General features: G+C 68.6%; 20 protein-coding genes and 1 tRNA gene. 16 read left to right on the top strand and 5 right to left on the bottom strand.

The features are described from left to right. Positions 1–74: 74 nt before the first annotated feature. Positions 75–440, bottom strand: coding sequence for a GntR family transcriptional regulator (locus tag ACIHAD_RS25040; protein WP_397357031.1), 366 nt, complete (start codon positions 438–440; stop codon positions 75–77). 152 nt (positions 441–592) lie between these two features. Here ACIHAD_RS25040 and ACIHAD_RS25035 point away from each other — a divergent pair, with 152 nt between their 5' ends. The 8 genes from ACIHAD_RS25035 (at position 593) to ACIHAD_RS25000 (ending at position 6,430) form a co-directional block, all read left to right on the top strand. Further along, complete coding sequence (locus ACIHAD_RS25035) at positions 593–922, top strand: hypothetical protein (protein WP_357696286.1); 330 nt, start codon at positions 593–595, stop codon at positions 920–922. Further along, positions 915–2,249 carry an FtsK/SpoIIIE domain-containing protein gene (locus tag ACIHAD_RS25030; RefSeq protein ID WP_397357030.1) on the top strand — a complete coding sequence of 445 codons (1,335 nt, stop codon included), beginning with the start codon at positions 915–917 and terminating at the stop codon, positions 2,247–2,249. The genes ACIHAD_RS25035 and ACIHAD_RS25030 overlap by 8 nt, the downstream gene beginning before the upstream one ends. Before the next feature lie 22 nt (positions 2,250–2,271). Next, the gene (locus tag ACIHAD_RS25025) at positions 2,272–2,958 is read left to right on the top strand and encodes a DUF2637 domain-containing protein (RefSeq protein WP_397357029.1); all 687 of its coding nucleotides are present in this window, start codon (positions 2,272–2,274) and stop codon (positions 2,956–2,958) included. Between the two features lie 10 nt (positions 2,959–2,968). Next, on the top strand, positions 2,969–3,298 hold the full coding sequence (locus ACIHAD_RS25020) for a hypothetical protein (RefSeq protein ID WP_397357028.1): 330 nt from the start codon (positions 2,969–2,971) through the stop codon (positions 3,296–3,298). A 12-nt stretch (positions 3,299–3,310) separates the two neighbouring features. Then, a complete protein-coding gene (locus ACIHAD_RS25015) occupies positions 3,311–3,472 on the top strand; it encodes a hypothetical protein (protein WP_357696279.1) in 162 nt (53 codons plus the stop codon). A 242-nt stretch (positions 3,473–3,714) separates the two neighbouring features. Next, on the top strand, positions 3,715–5,034 hold the full coding sequence (locus ACIHAD_RS25010) for a replication initiator (RefSeq protein WP_397357027.1): 1,320 nt from the start codon (positions 3,715–3,717) through the stop codon (positions 5,032–5,034). Next, positions 5,031–5,216: a helix-turn-helix domain-containing protein gene (locus tag ACIHAD_RS25005; protein WP_397357026.1), complete on the top strand. Its 186-nt coding sequence runs from the start codon at positions 5,031–5,033 to the stop codon at positions 5,214–5,216. The genes ACIHAD_RS25010 and ACIHAD_RS25005 overlap by 4 nt, the downstream gene beginning before the upstream one ends. Further along, the gene (locus tag ACIHAD_RS25000; RefSeq protein ID WP_397357025.1) at positions 5,213–6,430 is read left to right on the top strand and encodes a tyrosine-type recombinase/integrase; all 1,218 of its coding nucleotides are present in this window, start codon (positions 5,213–5,215) and stop codon (positions 6,428–6,430) included. Before ACIHAD_RS25005 ends, ACIHAD_RS25000 begins: the two co-directional genes overlap by 4 nt. 77 nt (positions 6,431–6,507) lie before the next feature. Here the strand turns inward: ACIHAD_RS25000 and ACIHAD_RS24995 are convergent, their stop codons facing one another. The 3 genes from ACIHAD_RS24995 to ACIHAD_RS24985 all read right to left on the bottom strand — a co-directional run bounded on the left by ACIHAD_RS24995 (position 6,508) and on the right by ACIHAD_RS24985 (position 8,191). Next, entirely contained in the window at positions 6,508–7,209 is a 702-nt protein-coding gene (locus tag ACIHAD_RS24995) for a DUF6461 domain-containing protein (RefSeq protein ID WP_397357024.1), read from the bottom strand. Positions 7,210–7,515: 306 nt separating this feature from the next. Then, positions 7,516–7,588, bottom strand: a tRNA-Arg gene (locus ACIHAD_RS24990). A gap of 57 nt (positions 7,589–7,645) precedes the next feature. Further along, a complete protein-coding gene (locus ACIHAD_RS24985) occupies positions 7,646–8,191 on the bottom strand; it encodes a hypothetical protein (protein WP_397357023.1) in 546 nt (181 codons plus the stop codon). Positions 8,192–8,324: 133 nt separating this feature from the next. On the opposite strand from ACIHAD_RS24985, the gene ACIHAD_RS24980 reads away from it, so the two are divergent. The 7 genes from ACIHAD_RS24980 (at position 8,325) to ACIHAD_RS24950 (ending at position 14,276) form a co-directional block, all read left to right on the top strand. After that, positions 8,325–10,193, top strand: coding sequence for a histidine kinase (locus tag ACIHAD_RS24980; RefSeq protein ID WP_397357022.1), 1,869 nt, complete (start codon positions 8,325–8,327; stop codon positions 10,191–10,193). After that, on the top strand, positions 10,190–10,816 hold the full coding sequence (locus ACIHAD_RS24975; RefSeq protein WP_397357021.1) for a response regulator: 627 nt from the start codon (positions 10,190–10,192) through the stop codon (positions 10,814–10,816). The genes ACIHAD_RS24980 and ACIHAD_RS24975 overlap by 4 nt, the downstream gene beginning before the upstream one ends. Before the next feature lie 288 nt (positions 10,817–11,104). Then, on the top strand, positions 11,105–11,335 hold the full coding sequence (locus ACIHAD_RS24970) for a hypothetical protein (protein WP_397357020.1): 231 nt from the start codon (positions 11,105–11,107) through the stop codon (positions 11,333–11,335). A 48-nt stretch (positions 11,336–11,383) separates the two neighbouring features. Further along, a complete protein-coding gene (locus ACIHAD_RS24965; RefSeq protein WP_397357019.1) occupies positions 11,384–11,764 on the top strand; it encodes a hypothetical protein in 381 nt (126 codons plus the stop codon). Between the two features lie 3 nt (positions 11,765–11,767). Next, positions 11,768–12,499 carry a prolipoprotein diacylglyceryl transferase gene (locus ACIHAD_RS24960; RefSeq protein WP_397357018.1) on the top strand — a complete coding sequence of 244 codons (732 nt, stop codon included), beginning with the start codon at positions 11,768–11,770 and terminating at the stop codon, positions 12,497–12,499. Further along, positions 12,496–14,034 carry a radical SAM protein gene (locus ACIHAD_RS24955; protein WP_397357017.1) on the top strand — a complete coding sequence of 513 codons (1,539 nt, stop codon included), beginning with the start codon at positions 12,496–12,498 and terminating at the stop codon, positions 14,032–14,034. The genes ACIHAD_RS24960 and ACIHAD_RS24955 overlap by 4 nt, the downstream gene beginning before the upstream one ends. Continuing rightward, positions 14,031–14,276, top strand: a complete 246-nt coding sequence (locus tag ACIHAD_RS24950) for a hypothetical protein (RefSeq protein ID WP_397357016.1) — start codon at positions 14,031–14,033, stop codon at positions 14,274–14,276. The genes ACIHAD_RS24955 and ACIHAD_RS24950 overlap by 4 nt, the downstream gene beginning before the upstream one ends. On the opposite strand, the gene ACIHAD_RS24945 is transcribed toward ACIHAD_RS24950, so the two are convergent. Beyond that, positions 14,277–14,735, bottom strand: a complete 459-nt coding sequence (locus tag ACIHAD_RS24945; RefSeq protein WP_397357015.1) for a MaoC family dehydratase — start codon at positions 14,733–14,735, stop codon at positions 14,277–14,279. 409 nt (positions 14,736–15,144) lie between these two features. On the opposite strand from ACIHAD_RS24945, the gene ACIHAD_RS24940 reads away from it, so the two are divergent. Continuing rightward, positions 15,145–16,326, top strand: a complete 1,182-nt coding sequence (locus tag ACIHAD_RS24940; RefSeq protein WP_397357014.1) for an AAA family ATPase — start codon at positions 15,145–15,147, stop codon at positions 16,324–16,326. Positions 16,327–16,374: the final 48 nt, after the last annotated feature.

Here is a 16,374-nt window from a genome sequence, read left to right as displayed (position 1 = left end):
AGTGACCGCAAACGAGCGAATTCTGGCCGAACTTCAGGCCATTCGGTCGGAGATGGAGGAGTTGGCCTGTCGGGTCAGCGAGATCGCTTCCGCTCTTGGAACACGGCCTTCTCCAGGTCGGCGATCCGCTCGCCGAGAGTCTCCAGAGTGCTCCGCATCTGAGAGAGCTGGTCCATGACGTCCGACGAGGCCGGCTCTTGGAGCGACTCCGCCGCGCCCTCCCGTACGAACACGCCCTTGCCCTGCTGGCCGACGATCAGCCCCTCGGTGCGGAGCACGCTGATCGCGGCCTTGACCACGCTGGCGGACACGTCGTAGCGCTGGCCGAGCTGCGCGGTCGAAGGCAGCGCAGCGCCGGGCGCGAGTGAGCCCGTTCTGATCTGCGTACGAAGGTCGTCCGCTATCTGGAGGTAGCCGGGGCGACCGCTCTTCTCGACCATGCCGCGCCTTCCGTGAGGTCGTCTGGCCTCTACTTCAGCACACCCCGCACGACATGCCAACCAAGTCTTCGTGGAATCCCTTGACAACTTAGAACGCCAAGTGTTCCATGAATACTAAGAGTCACAACGCCACTACGTAAGGAACTCACGCCATGCGCACCGTCCCCATCCCTGTGGACACCAGCAAGCTCGCGATCACCTGCGTGAAGGCGCCGCGCCCGCGGCTGCTCAACAAGGACACCGGAGAGATCAAGACCGACAAGAACGGCAACACCGTCTACGAGGTGACCGTGTCGGTAGAGGACGAGTTCGGCCGGATCGAACTCGTGAAGATCGGTATCAGCGGTGAACCGCCCATCAAGGCCGGCGACGCCGTCAACGCGGTCGGCCTTCTCGGTTACGTCTGGGAGATCGCCGGCCGTTGGGGGATCGCCTACCGGGCCGCCGCCCTGCTCCCGCAGCAGGAGGCCGCCAGTGTCTGATCAGCTCTACACCCTGCTCGGAGTCCTGGCCGCTGGCGCGGCCGGGCTCTGGGCCTGGCGCCGCTGGCACCACCCGTCGTTCTGGCTCGTCGTCGGCTATCCGCTGACCGCGATCAGCATTCGGGCGTCCTGGCGCAAGGTCGCCCTCGGCTGCGGGCTGACCAAGAAGCGGCAGCGGTTCTGGTTCACCACCGTTCCCGGGATGGTGGCCTCGACCGGCGTCGTCCGCGTCCGGCGCAAGTTCCAGCGCGTCGCCGTGGACACCAAGCCGTTCATGTGGCTGCCGCTGCCGACTCGTTACGGCTGGCGGGTCACGCTGCACACCCTGGAAGGCCAGATCCCGGCCGACTACTCCGACGCCGCCGAACGGCTGGCGCACTCCTGGGGCGTGCACGCCGTGCGCGTCTCCTCTGACAAACCGGGGCGAGTACGGATCGCCGTCACCCTGCGCGATCCGCTGGTCCAGGTTGATGACCTGCCGCCCTCGACGGAACTGCTCAAGGTCACCGTCGGTCGGCTGGAAACCGGCAAGCCCTGGACCGTCGATTTCCGGACGGTCCCGCACTGGCTGAACGCCGGCGCCACCCAGTCCGGCAAGTCCAACCTGGCCAACGCGCTCATCGTCGGCCTGGCACCGCAACCGGTCGCCCTGGTCGGTTTCGATCTCAAAGGCGGAGTCGAGTTCACGCCGTACGCGCCGCGGTTGTCCGCGCTGGCTACGAGCCGCGCCGAGTGCGGCGGGCTGCTCGATGACCTGGTGGAGCTCATGACCGACCGGATGGGCTTGTGCCGGATGGCCTCGGCCCGCAACATCTGGCAGCTCCCGCCGGGCATGCGTCCGGTCCCAGTCGTGGTCCTGGTCGACGAGTTGGCCGAGCTCTACCTGATGGCCGACAAGTCGGAGAAGGACGAGATCGCCAAGACCTCGACCGCGCTGCTCCGGGTTGCGCAGCTCGGGCGAGCGTTCGGCATTTATCTGTTCTGCTGCGGTCAGCGCATCGGCTCTGACCTCGGTCCCGGTGTCACCGCCCTTCGGGCTCAGTGCTCCGGACGGATCTGCCACCGGGTGAACGATCCCGAGACCGCCACCATGACCCTCGGCGATCTCGACCCGGCGGCGCTCGACTCGGCTCGCGCCATCGCCGCCGAGACGCCGGGCGTCGCCATCGTCGCCGGTCAGGACGGCCAGTGGTACCGGGCCCGGTCCTTCTACGTCAGCGAGCAAGCCGCCGAACACGCCGCACGTACTTACGCCGACAGAGCACCGACGTGGGCGGAGGTCCTGGCCGCACAACCTCACCAGACACCCGACTCCCGAACCGCGTGACTCGCCGGAGAGGAGGAACAAGATGCGACGCTTCGCCGCCTGGCTGCTCGACACCGGCCCCGTCGTCGTCCTGGCCCTCATCGCCGGAGCTGGATCCTTCACCCACATCCGCGACACCGCCACCGAGAACGGCCAGCAGGGCTGGATGGCGTGGGCCATCGCGGTCTGCATCGACCTCACCTGTGTCATGGCTGCCCGGGAACGCCAGCGCGACAAGAAGACAGGTAAGGCTCGGCGCGGTCTCGTCTCCTGGCCCGTCCTCGTCCTGTCCGGTGGCGTCGTTCTGTCCCTGGCCGCGAACCTGCAACAAGCTGCCCCGACCGTCTGGGGCTGGATCACTGCGGCCACTCCGGCCGGCGCCTTCCTCGTCGCGGTCTCCATGCTCGAGCGTCGCGCCACTACTGCCCGTACCGAACCGTCCCAGGACGTCCTACAGCCGTCCTCGTCCTGGGCAGAAGCGTCCCCGTCCGTCCCCGAGATGTCCCAAGCCGTCTCGTACGAGAACCGTCCCGCGCTCGTCCCCGCTGACGACGACGGTCCCGCTCCCGCACCAGCCCTCGTCGACTACGCCCGTCGCGTGGCCGCAGAACACCAGGCCAAGCACGGCAAGCCCATCACCTGTGACCTGCTGCGCGCCCGCCTGGGCGTGTCCGACCAACTCGCCTCAGCCCTGCTCCGCACCCTGCGGACCACACCAGAGATCCCTTGAGAGGAACGTCATGCGCGACTACCGCCGAGAACTGATCAACGGCCTGCTCAACCTGGCCATCTTCCTGGAGACCCACCCCGACGTACCGGCCCCGCCCGACCCGACCCTTCACTACTTCTCAGGCCACGAGGCCGACGAGGACATGCGCGCCGAGATCGACCAGATCGCCGCCCGGATCGGCTCACCCATCGAATTCGACAACTCGCCGTACGGCCACTACGCGACCTCCGTGCACTTCGGCCCGGTCGAATACCGGGCCGTGGCCATCCTCGCCGCCGCCCAAGCGCGCCACGACGCCGTGAACAGCTACCGCGAATCCATCCAGCACGACGAGACCTAGGAGCTCACCAACATGCGTATCCGCCTCGAAGGAAACCGCGCGGAGATCACCCTCGGTCTGATCCATCTGCGTGAGGTCTTCACGGTCACCGCGATGTCCCGGGCTTACCCGGACCGCGCTCACCCACGTAAGTACCGCGTGTACGTCCGCATCGTCCCTCGGGACAACCGGTGACCATCCCGATCCCGCGCTATTGCTGCTGCACCTGCAACGGCACCGGCATCACCGACGACCAGACCTGCGCCGACTGCCACGGCAGCGGCATCGACAACCACGGCGCATAAACGCGCAGCGCCCCCCGCCTGGCCACACATCCGCCAAGATCCGCGCCAGGCCGGGGGCCATCCACACCAGCGTCACTGGATAGGACGGAACCCATCTTGCCCCACCTTGCCCACAGCCACGCCCTCGCCGGAATGATCGACCGGCTCCACCAACCCGACTACGACCGCTGGGCGCACCAGATTAAGCGCACTGGCGGCTGCCGCCAGCCCATCCATCTGCGTGGCAAGGTCGAGCACTTCGACCAGGCCACCGGCCAGCTGCTCCACCGCTACAGCACCAACCGCGAACCGGGTGGTGTCCTGCGCGTGCCGTGCAAGACTCGCCGCGCCTCCCGCTGCCCGGCCTGCGCCGAGGTCTACCGCGCCGACACCTACCAGCTCGTCCGCGCCGGCCTCATCGGCGGCAAGGGCGTCCCCGAGACGGTCAGCTCGCACCCGTGCCTGTTCGTCACCCTCACCGCACCCTCCTTCGGGAGTGTCCACACCCGCCGGGAGAAGAACGGCAAGGTCCAGCCCTGCCATGCCCGCCGCAACGCCCAGACCTGCCCGCACGGACGCGTCCTGTCCTGCACCGACCGGCACAGCACCGACGACCCGCGCCTCGGCGAACCGCTGTGCCCCGACTGCTACGACTACGACGGCTCAGTCCTGTTCAACGCCATCAGCCCCGAACTCTGGCGCCGCTTCACCCTCGCCCTACGCCGCCGCTTCGCCCGCCTCAACGGCCTGACCATCAAAGCCCTACGCGAACAGGTGACCATCGCCTTCGCCAAGGTCGCCGAGTATCAGCGTCGCGGCGTCGTCCACTTCCACGCCGTCATCCGCCTCGACGGACCCGACGGCCCCAACTCGCCGCCACCGGCATGGGCCACCGCCGACACCCTGGCCGAAGCTGTCCAGCACGCGGCAGCCGTCGTGACCGCCGAGATCAAGCCATTGGGCCGGACGTTCCGATGGGGCACGCAACTCGACGTCCGCCGCATCACCATGGACGGCGACCTCACCGAACAGGCCGTCGCCGCCTACATCGCCAAGTACGCCACCAAGGCCGCCGAGTGCGTCGGCACTCTGGACCGGCGTATCCAGCCACTCGACAATCTCGACGCCCTCCCCGTTCGAGACCACGCCCGCCGGCTGATCGCCGCCTGCATGCGCCTTGGCGAGAACGCCGACCTGGCCGACCTACGGCTCACCCACTGGGCCCACATGCTCGGCTTCCGCGGCCACTTCTCCACCAAGAGCCGCCACTACTCCACCACCCTCGGCGAACTCCGGGCAGCGAGAGAACGCTTCGTTCTCACCGAAGAGGTCACGCACGGACGCCTGCCCCTGTTCGACGAGGACACCATCCTCGTCGTCGCCCACTGGGAGTACGCCGGGCAGGGCCAATCGGCCGGCGACGCGCTTCTCGCCGCAGCCATCACCGGCACCTCTTCGGGAGGCCATTCATGACCCGACTCCTTCTCACTGTTCCCGAAGCCGCCGAAGCCCTGGCCATCTCACGAAGCAAGCTCTACCAACTGCTCGCTACCGGCGCCGTCGCTTCCATCCGCATCGACGGCTCTCGCCGCATCCCCATCACGGCCCTTAACGACTACATCACCCGCCTGACCAGGGAGGAGGTTGCCGTATGACCAAGACCTTCATCGGCACGCCGGACGAGCAGCCGCGCAAGAAGAAGGCACCCAAGCTTCGTGACGGCGTCATGAAGCGCGGCACCACCTGGTCGTACGTGATCAGGGTCCGCGACCCTGAGACAGGGGAGAGCAAGCCGCGATGGGTTGGCGGCTTCACCTGCGAGGACGATGCCAAGGCCGCTCGTGACGAAGCACGGGTCAAGGCCCGCCGTGGCGAGTATGTCGACCGCAATACGATCACCGTCCGCGAGTACCTCGATGAGTGGATCGAGGCCCACGCCGTCGAGATCAAGCCCAAGACCCTCGCCGACTACCGGCACATCATCGAGCGATACATCAAGCCCAACATCGGCACCCTGCGGTTGCAGGCCGTTCGGGCTACCGCGATCACCAAGCTGTACCGGGATCTGAGGGCCGGCGGCGGCAAGAATGGGAGGCCGCTCTCCGCACGCACGGTCGATTACGTCCACGCCGTGCTTCGGAAGGCCTTCCGCGACGCTGTGAACGTCGATGAGATCCTGGCGTCCAGCCCCGTCGAAAAGGCCAAGCGCCCACGACGGGAGATCAGCGAGCCCGGCACGGTCTGGACCACGGACCAGCTCAAGGCGTTCCTCCTCGCTGCCCGTGACCACCGCCTCTGGCCCTTCTTCCACGTCGCGGCCTACACGGGTGCCCGGCGCGGCGAGCTACTTCATCTGCGCTGGTCCGATGTCGACCTTGAGGGCAAGCAGATCACTATCCGCGGCTCGGCCTCGTTCATCGACGGCAAGCGTGTCGAGGGCACCACCAAGAGCGGTCGTAAGCGCGTCGTCAGCCTCGACGCGCGGACGGTCCAGGTCTTCCGTGCGCAGCGTTCCCAGCAAGCTGCGGACAAGCTCCAACTCGGCCCCGAGTGGCGGGGTGGCGGCGACTACGTGTTCACCACGGGATGGGGCGAGCCTGTTCATCCCGACACGCTCAGCTCGCTCTTCCCGATCCTGATCAAGCGATACAACCAAGCGAACCCCGGTACGCCGTTGCCACACGCGCGGCTTCACGACCTACGCCACATCCATGCCACGACCCTGCTCTTGGCCGGCGTCCCCGTCCATGTTGTCGCGGCCCGCCTTGGCCACGCTGACCCATCGATCACTCTCCGGGTCTACGCCCACGTGATCCGTGCGGCGGAGGCCTCGGCCGCCGAAGTCTTCACCAAGGCAATGGACGAGTAGCAGACGCGCCCGTCCATAAGAGCCCCTGAGACGGCATGCCTGTCCAGGGGCCTTCTGCTGAGCCGGGCTATCGACCCTCAGCCGTTGTGCTTGTCGCGGATCACGTAGCGGGTGTGAGTCCCGTTCATCCACTCCCTGTCAATCTCCCTGCCCGTCACTCTGCCGACAAGCGTCAAGGCCGACGTGAGGCAGGTCGCCATCGGCGGGCTGTATCCGCTGTGAGCCAGGGCAATGAAGTCTTGCCACCCCTCGGGGATGTCTTCATCTCCGTAGTCCTGCCCTCTCTCAAGCCGGGCCTCCTCCCACGCGCAGTACTCCAGCCAGCCCGGCCGCAGGTCGGAATCGCTCTGCCAGCTGGAGTCGTCGAGGTCGAACTGCAACCCCTGAGCGTGGTGGTCGAGCGCCTGGGGATCGCTACCCCAGCGCTCTCCGGGGACGGTGACGCTGAGGCCCGTAACGTATTCACCGTTGACCGCGTACTCCAGATCGCGCGGCCCGTTCAGGTCCCAACTGATCTTCAGCGCCCGCCCGCCGTAGGAGAGATCTCGCAGAGCCTGGTCGCAATGGAACCCCCGCACCTGAATGATCTGCGTCCAATCCGCCGTGACCGGGCCTGCCCAGACAACCCCCGCATCATCATCAGAGGGCAGCCCACGCAGGACATTCGCCCAGGTGCACTGGATCGAGTGATCCACCTCCGCGACCGATGACCCCAGGCGTCGAGCGGCCTCCCACACCTCGAGACCCTCGACCCACGCGGACATGAACCACTCGCCCATGTCGTAGGACCGGACGAGATGCCAAAGACGCTCAGACCGCCGCATTCCTGCCCCTTGCTCGTTCAACGCTCGCTCACGAGGCGACTCAAGCGGCTGCCCCGACAGTCCATGATCGACGCCGCGCAGTGGCTCTCGCGACCCGGGGCGATTGCTGGGCCGGGCGGCCGGATCGGCTTCCTCTGTAGGGACATCAAGCAGCAGCGGGAGCCACGCTGTTAGCAGAGGTGTTAGCAAGATCCGGAGATTGTCCTGACAAACAGAAAGGCCCGCTCCCAGGAACCCCTGGTTGCGGGCCTTTCGCATGTGTGCGGCCGGAGGTACTCGAAACCCCAACCTTCTGATCCGTAGTCAGATGCTCTATCCATTGAGCTACGGCCGCTCGCTGCGTAAGCAAGCATAGCGGGTTCTGGGCGGTGCATCGAACCGAATACCGCGATCACTGGCGAGCCGACTGCTCCTTCTTCGGCCAGAGCGTGTAGCTCACCGGCCAGAGGAGGGCGATCAGGGGGACCTTGAGCAGGTTGAGCATGAAGTCCAGCAGGGCTTGTGTGCGGGAGGGGTCGTTCACGAGCAGGATGAGGCCGAAGAGGATAAGGCAGGAGATTCCGTACGCAAGGACCGTTTTCAGCCAGAACACCCACTCGTAGCGGGTACGGGCCATGCCGCCCGCCGGAGGCTTCCAGGGTGGGGGGCCGCCGGCGAAGCGGTGGTGGAAGCGGGCGTCGGCCCAGCGCATGGTCCGGTGGCCGAAGACGATCGAGTAGGCGAGGTAGGCCGCCGCCAGGCCGTGGCGCAGGTCCGCCGTGGCGCCGCCGCGCATGTCCACGACCGCCGCGGCCAGGAGGACCACGTCGAGGAGCGGGACGCAGAGCAGGAGGGCCGTGCTGAGCTGGCGGCGCTTCCAGAGGTAGCGGCAGGCCAGGCCGAGACCCAGGAGGAGCCAGAAGCCGATTTCGCAGCCGATGAGGATGGCGACAATCACATGTTCCAGCTTGGCGGGGTTCGTGGCCTGGCACATCGTCGGCGAAAACGAGCCTGTGGATACATCGAAAGGTGTATCCACAGGCGGACCCTCGGAGGACGGCGGCGGCCTTCGGGAGTGGTGAGATGAGGACATGACACGGGCGGCGGTGAAGGGCGGTGGCGCCGGGGCGCGGGCGATTTCGCGGTGGTTGAGGCCGTTCGAGGCGCGCGGGGAGGCCGGCGGCCAGCAGAAGGGCCGGGTGCGGCCCGAGGTGGCGGCCGGGCTGGCCTTCGTTCTGGGGGCGCTGCTGATCCTGGCCGGTGCGTACGTGCGGCGCGGCGTGCCGGTGTGGGCCCTGCTGGTGCCGTTGGCGATCACCTGTTCGGCCGTGTTGTTGCGGCAGCGGGCTCCGCTGTGGTCGTTGGCGCTGGGCGTGGTGGGCGTCACGATCGACGGGGTGGTCGGGCCGTCGCTGGCGACTGTGCTGGTGTTCACCGACAATCTGTACGCCGCGGCGCTCTATGGGCCGGCGCGGTTCGCTCGGTGGCTGCTCGGGATCACGACGGTGCTGGCCGTGGTGGGCGGGGCGGTGGCGGCGTTCATCGCGGCGGACTGGAGGCTGTTGGCCGTCATGGGCATCCAGGCGGGGCTGGTGCTGGTCACGCCGGTCACCACGGCTTGGGTGCTGCGGGAACAGCGGGACCGGGCGGCGGCGGAACGGGCGCGGGCGGAGCAGGTCGCGCATCTGGCCGAGCTCGACCGGCAGGCGGCGATCGCGGCCGAGCGTACGCGGATGGCTCGTGAGCTGCATGACATGATCGCGAACCACTTCAGTGCCATCGCCATCCAGTCGACGGCCGCTTTGTCCCGTAAGGACCTGGATCGGGAGACGGTTCGCAAGGTCATGGAGTCCGTACGGGAGAACAGCGTCAAGGGGATGGCCGAGATGCGCGACATGATCGGGCTGCTGCGGGAGGCCAACGGCGGGCACGAGGGGGACGGGCCTGAGCTTGAGGCGACCCGGCCGCGGTTGGCTGACGCGGAGAGCCTGGTCGAGCGTACGCGGCGGGCTGGGATGGCGGTTGAGCTGCGGGTCGACGGGGAGTTGCGTGAGGTGCCGGCTTCGGTGGATCTGGCTGGTTATCGGATCCTTCAGGAAGGGCTGACGAACGCGCTCAAGCATGGGGAGGCGCCGGTTGTGGTCTCGCTGGCGTACGAACCGGGGGAGGTCCTCTTGACGATCGAGAACCGGGCCGGCCGGCGTGGCGCTCGGCTGCCGGGGTCGGGGGCGGGGCTGATCGGCATGCGTGAACGGGCTTCGCTGGTCGGAGGGTTCTTCGAGGCAGGGCCGTCGGGGGACGGGTGGCGGGTCGCGGCGGCCTTCCCGACGTCGCTCGACGCCCAGCCACTCCACGCCCGTCCTCCTGACGGCCACACTACAAATGGCCACGCTTCAAACGGCCACGCTTCAAACGGCCGCCCTTCAAGTGAACGTCCTTCGAGTGGCCGCCCTTGGAGTGGTGGCGCTTCGGGTGAGCGTCCTTCGGGGGACGGTCCATTGAGTGAGCGGGCTTCGGACCGTGCTTCGGGTGAGCTGGTTTCAGATGGGCGGGCTTCGAGCGGGCGGGGTCCGGATGTGCAGGCGACAGGGGCAGGGGGCGTGGAGGGGCGGGCGGTGCGTTGGTTGGCGGTCGGAGGGCCGTTGGCGCCAGCGGACGGGGGCGCGCGTGACGATGGCGAGCGGCCCAGGAGCGGAGACGGCGGACGCTCCAGGAACGGCGAGGGCGAGTGCCTTAGAAGCGGCGACAGCGGGCGCCGTGGAAACGGTGACGGTGGACGCTCTAGAGATGGTGATGGCGAACGCTTCAGGAACGGCGACGGGGAACACCTCAGGAGTGGCGAGGGCGAGTGCCCTGGAAACGGCGACGGCGGGCGCGTCAGGGATGGTGATGGCGGGGGCTCCGGGAGCGGTGACGGATGGGGTCTCAGGAGTGGTGGCGGTGGGATGGGTGAGGTATGAGCATCAGGGTGTTGGTGGCCGACGATCACGCGGCCGTACGTGCCGGGATCGTGATGATCCTGGACGGCGCCGACGACATCGAGGTCGTCGGTGAGGCCGCCGACGGCGAGCAGGCGGTCCGGCTGGCCCACGACCTGCGCCCTGACGTCGTCCTCATGGACATCCGCATGCCCCGCCTCGACGGCATCTCCGCCACCAGGGAACTGGCAGGGGTGAGCGACGTCCTGATCCTCACGACGTTCGACGTCGACGAGTACGTCTTCGGCGCCCTCCGGGCGGGCGCGGCCGGTTTCCTGCTCAAGAACACCGAGGCCGACGCCTTGGTGGAAGCGGTAAGGCTGGTGGCGGGCGGCGAGGGGATGATCGCGCCGGGCGTCACCAGACGCCTGATCGCCGCCTTCGCCGACCAGTCGCCTCGCCGCGTGCCCCCGGACCCGGAGGCCCTGACCCCGCGCGAACGCGAGGTGCTGGCCTGCATCGGCCGCGGCCTGTCCAACGCCGAGATCGCCAAAGAGCTCGACATGGCCGAAGCCACCACGAAGACGCACGTCAGCCGCCTTCTGAACAAACTGGGACTGAAGAGCCGCGTCCAGGCAGCGATTTACTACTCAGAGTCGCTTTAGCCCCGTAGGGTGAACGCCGTGACCATGCCGCCGCCACCTCCGCCGGGGCAGCCTCCACCCGGACCCCCTCCTTCGGGGCGGCCCCCGTTCGGACCGCCTCCTCAGGGACCGCCTCCTCAGGGACCGCCTCCTCAGGGACCGCCTCCTCAGGGACCGCCTCCTCAGGGACCGCCTCCTCAGGGACCGCCTCCCCAGGGACCGCCTCCCCAGGGGCAGCCGCCACAGCAGCCGCGGCGCCAGCCCGGGCTGACCGTCGCGCTGGCGCTGGCGGGAAGCTTCGCCTACCTGGTGATCAACCTGATGGTCGGGCTGCTCGCGGTGAGCGTGCAGTCCACGGCGGCGCTCGGCGTCGCGGCCGGGTTCCTGGCGCTCCTGGGCCTCGGCCTGGGCATCACGCTGGTCGTCCTGCGCAAGCAGTGGTCGTTCGGCCTCGGGCTCGGGTTGATGATCGGATGGTCGCTGGCGTCGATCGTCTCGGCCGGATACTGCACGGGGCTGAACCCCGGCATGTACGCATAGGTGAAGCATGAGCGATCAGAAGTGCCCCACCGACCAGGGGCCGGCGGGATGACGACCCCACCGCCGCAGGGCCCGTGGGGGCCCTACCAAGGCTGGCAGCCGCCACCGCCACCGCCACCGCCCGGCAGCCGCGACGCCACGATCATCCTCATCGCGATGCTGGTCGCCGGCGTGTTCGCCTACAGCGTCGTCAACGGCATCGTGGGCTTCTTCATCTTCTTCTCCGCCATCGGCGGCGCGAACAAGGGGGTCGTGATCGGCGGCGCGGTGCTGCTCGCCGTCGTCGGCCTGGGGGGCGGTCTGGGGTTCGGGCTGGTCCGCAGGCCGTGGTCGCGGGGGCTCGGGCTGGGGCTCGCGATCGGCTGGGCGTTGTGGTCGATGCTGACGGCCGGAATCTGCACCGGTCTCAACCCCAGCCTGTACGGCTGAAGCATGCCCCTTCACGAGATATTCGTCGGCCTGGGCGTCCTGGTGGCCGCGGTGGTCTTCGTCCGCGAGGCCAGGGCCAGGGGCGCGCTCAACGAGCAGTCGCTCGTCGCCGTCACGGGAGCCCTGGTCGGAGGCGCCATCGGCATGCGCCTGGCGGGCTGGCTGGAGACGCTCGACCTCGCCGACCTCTGGCTGTACGGCTCCCGCAGCATCCTCGGCGGCCTGACCGGCGCGTACGTCGGCGTCCTGGTCGCCAAGAAGGTCATCGGCTACAAGGAGCGCACCGGCGACCTGTTCGCCCCGGCGGTGGCGCTCGGCATGGCGATCGGCCGCATCGGCTGTCACCTGACCGAGGCCCCCGGCAGGCCCACGGACCTGCCCTGGGGGGTGCACGCGCCGCCGTCCACCCCGGAATGTCCGGGATGCCTGGCCGGCCAGGCCATGCACCCGTCGTTCGTGTACGAGATCGTCTTCCAGCTCGCCGCGTTCGTCGCGCTGCGGTGGGCGCGCAAGCGGCTGACCCGGCCGGGTGAGCTGTTCACGCTCTATCTCGCCGGATATGCGGTCTTCCGCTTCCTGGTCGAGTTCACCAGGGCGAACGAGACGCTGTGGCTCGGCCTGACCGGACCGCAGTGCTTCCTGGTCCCGGGCCTGACACTGCTCACGCTCAGGCTCGCGTACGGCTGGCGTCGAGGCCATTACGATGCCCTTTTCAAGCGGAAGGTCATGACATGAGCGCAGGGATGGGGCTACGGGGCGACCGCATCCTCCGGTACGTCAACGCGTTCTGCCCGAAATGCCACGGCCAGGACCTCGACCAGGTCGAACGGCTGAGCGGCTACCTGGCCGAACGCGACGGCAAGGTGTGGCTGGAACGCGGCTGCCGCGAACACGGCCTGATCCGCACGTTGTACGACGAGGACCCGGAGATCCTCTCCTACCTGGAGGAGTGGACCGCTCCCACGAAGCAGCACGTCCCTGACGTGTCCGGGAATTTCGCCCCGATCCCCGCCGCGTACCTCGACGGCCTGCCCGAGATGCAGACCCAGCACACCTGCATCCTGCTGGAGGACATCGCCGAGGCGTGCAACCTGCGCTGCCCCACCTGTTTCGCCGACAGCTCGCCCGACCTGACCGGCGTCGTCCCGGTGGCCGACGTGCTGGCGAACGTGGACCAGCGGCTGGCCAGGGAGAACGGCAAGCTCGACGTCCTGATGCTGAGCGGCGGCGAGCCCACGCTGCACCCCGAGCTGAAGACCCTGCTCGCCGAGCTGACGCTCCGGCCGGTCACCCGCATCCTGATCAACACCAACGGCGTGCTCATCGCCAGGGACGACGCGCTGCTCGACCTGCTCACCGAACACCGGGACCGGGTGGAGGTCTACCTTCAGTACGACGGCTCGTCGGCCGAGGCGTCCAGGCACCACCGCGGCGGCGACCTGCGCCGGATCAAGGCGGAGGCCGTACGGCGGCTGTCGGAGCGGGAGATCTTCACGACCCTGGTCATGACCGCGGCCCTGGGCGTCAACGACGGGGAGATCGGCGACGTCGTACGCCTCGCGCTCGACACGCCCTTCGTCGGCGGCGTGTCGCTGCAACCCCAGTTCGGGTCGGGCAGGTCGGGCGTCATCGACCCGTCCGACCGGCTCACCCACACGGGCGTGCTCAAGCGGCTCGGGCCGCAGACCGACGGCCTGGTGACCTGGCGCGACCTGACCGCCCTGCCCTGCTCGCACCCCCACTGCTGCTCGGTGGGCTACCTGATCCGCGACGACTCGCAGCAGTGGCGCTCGCTGGTCGCCCTGATGGGCCACGACCGCCTCAAGGCGAACCTGGGCCTGGTCTCCAACCGCATCGCCGACACCGAACTGCCGCGCGAGCTGCGGCTGGCCGTCCAGGAGTCGCTGCTCGGGCTGCTGTCGGAGCAGTCGTCGTTGTCCCACCCGCAGATCGGCGACCTGTGGCGGGACATCTGCGAGAACTGCGACCTCGGCGTCGCCACGCTGCTCACCCTCGCCTCCTCGGCGCTGCCCGGCCGGCGCAGGAAGCTGCGAAGGATGCTGGGCGAGCGGGTGGTGCGGATCACGATCAAGCCGTTCATGGACATCTCGACGATGATCGAGGAGCGGCTCACGCAGTGCTGCGTGCACGTGGGCACGCGGGCCGAGCAGGACCAGTGCGCGCCGTTCTGCGCCGTGCAGGCCTGGCCGCAGCTCTCGCGGCAGCGGCTGTCCGCGGTGGCCTCGAAGCCGGGGCTGGTGATCCTGTGAAGGCCCAGCCGTACGATCCGCTGCGGTTGTGCGTGTACGCCACCGTGGCGCTGCTGGCCTGGCTGCTCGGGCCGTGGGCGGTGGCCGGGTTCGCGGCGCTGGGGTTCGCGGGGTACTGGAAGGCGCGGCGGGCCGGGCTGACCCGGAGCAAATGCCTGCTCAGGGACACCCGGCTCGTACTGGCCTATCTCGGGCTGATCGGGCTCGCCGCGGTGGTGGGGATCGTCCTGTCGTTGCGGTGATCAGCTCGCGGGGACGTACAGGCTGAGCGACTCGGCGATGCAGGCGGGCCGGCGCTCGCCCTCGATCTCGATCGTCATCTTCAGGTTGGCCAGGTAGCCGGCCGGGGTGCCCTTGACGTCGGTGAGCTCGCCCACGGCCCTGACCCGCGCGCCCACCGGCACCGGCCTGGGGAAGCGGACCTTGTTCAGCCCGTAGTTGACGCCCATCGCGATGCCCTCGACGCGCACCATCTCGAACATGAACGTCGGCAGCAGCGACAGGGTCAGGTAGCCGTGGGCGATCGTGCCGCCGAAGGGCCCCTCCTTGGCGCGCTCCACGTCCACGTGGATCCACTGGTGGTCGTCGGTGGCGTCGGCGAAGAGGTTGACCTGCTCCTGAGTGACCGTGCGCCACTCGGTCGGGCCGAACGTCTCGCCCACGGCCGCCTTGAGTTCCTGTACGTTCGCGAAGGTCCGCATGGCCCCGAACGCTATTGCGCGGGCGGGACGGCTGCCAAGTTGAGCGCCCCGAAGCGGCCCCGAAGCGGCCCGGGAGCGGCCCGGGAGCGGCCCGGGAGCGGCCCGGGAGTGGCTCGGCGGGCGCGCCGGATCTTCCGCGGCGCCACGCGCTTGTACGAACTTCTCGAACGCCACAACACCGGGCGCACGGGCGTCCCCGCACTGTTGCAAAGATCTTTTACTCGAAACCATCGCATGCATGTTCGAGTCCGCGCTACAGTTCTGGGTATCGAAATCGAACAAGGGTTCGGCCTGGTGAGAGGGGGTGTGTCCGATGACGATGCTCGCCACGGCCCCTGCTCGGACACGCCGTAGCACTTTCTTCCCAAATCTAAGACGGCCGCTATATCCGGCAATAAAGTCCGAGAGCGTGGACCCTGTGCGCAATCCTTACGCCCCCGGCGCCGGGCAGCGTCCGCCGGAGCTGGCCGGGCGCGACCGTGAGCTGCAGCAGTTCGAGGTGGTGCTGGAGCGGGTGGCCCGAGGGCGCCCCGAGCGCAGCATGGTCGTCACCGGCCTGCGCGGCGTCGGCAAGACCGTCCTGCTCAACACCTTCAAGTCCATGGCCATGCAGCGGTTGTGGGGCACGGGCAAGATCGAGGCCCGGCCCGACCAGTCGATCAGGCGTCCTGTGGCGGCCGCCCTGCACATGGCCATCCGCGAGCTGGCTCCGCGCCACCGCGCGCCCGAGCGCATCGAGGAGTTCCTCGGGGTGCTGAAGGCGTTCGCGATGCGCGATCCGTCCGCGGCCAAGGGCACGTCCCACTGGTCGCCCGGCATCGAGGTGCCCGCCAGCCGCGGGCGCGCCGACTCGGGCGACCTGGAGATCGACCTCACCGAGCTGTTCGTCGACGCCGCCGGCGTGGCGACCGACCTCGGCGTGGGCATCGCGCTGTTCATCGACGAGATGCAGGACGTGCAGCCCGCCGACGTGTCCGCGCTCTGTGCCGCCTGTCATGAGCTGTCGCAGTCGGGCGGGCCGCTGATCGTGGTGGGCGCGGGGCTGCCGCACCTGCCGAGCGTGCTGTCGGCCAGCAAGAGCTATTCCGAACGGCTCTTCCGCTACGCGCGCATCGACAAGCTCGACCGCGAGGCGGCCGACATGGCGCTGATCCTGCCCGCGCGGGAGGAGAAGGTCGAGTTCACCCAGGAAGCCCTCGACGCGCTCTACGAGGCCGCCGACGGCTATCCCTACTTCGTCCAGGCGTACGGCAAGGTCGCCTGGGACCTCGCGCTCCGCAGCCCGATCACCCTCGACGACGTCAAGGTCTCCGCGCCCGAGGCCGAGGAGGAGCTCGCGGTGGGCTTCTTCGGCAGCCGCTACGAGCGGGCCACCCCGGCCGAGCGCGACTACATGCACGCCATGGCGCAGATCGGCGACGAGCCGGTCGCCACCGCCGAGGTGGCCGACGCCCTCGGGCGTAAGCCGTCCAGCCTCTCGCCCGCTCGCGACAGTCTCATCAAGAAGGGGCTCATCTACAGCGCCGAGCGCGGTCTGATCGCGTTCACGGTGCCGCACTTCGGAAGGTTCCTGCGGGCTCAACCCGTTTGAGCGCCGCCCCTAGACCTCTATTGGGCTGTCTAGTGGGGAAGCTAGACA

This window comes from Nonomuraea sp. NPDC052265 (assembly GCF_044547985.1).
Classification (GTDB): domain Bacteria; phylum Actinomycetota; class Actinomycetes; order Streptosporangiales; family Streptosporangiaceae; genus Nonomuraea.
Note: the sequence above shows the minus strand (reverse complement) of the source record. Positions and strands in the feature narration are given on the sequence as shown.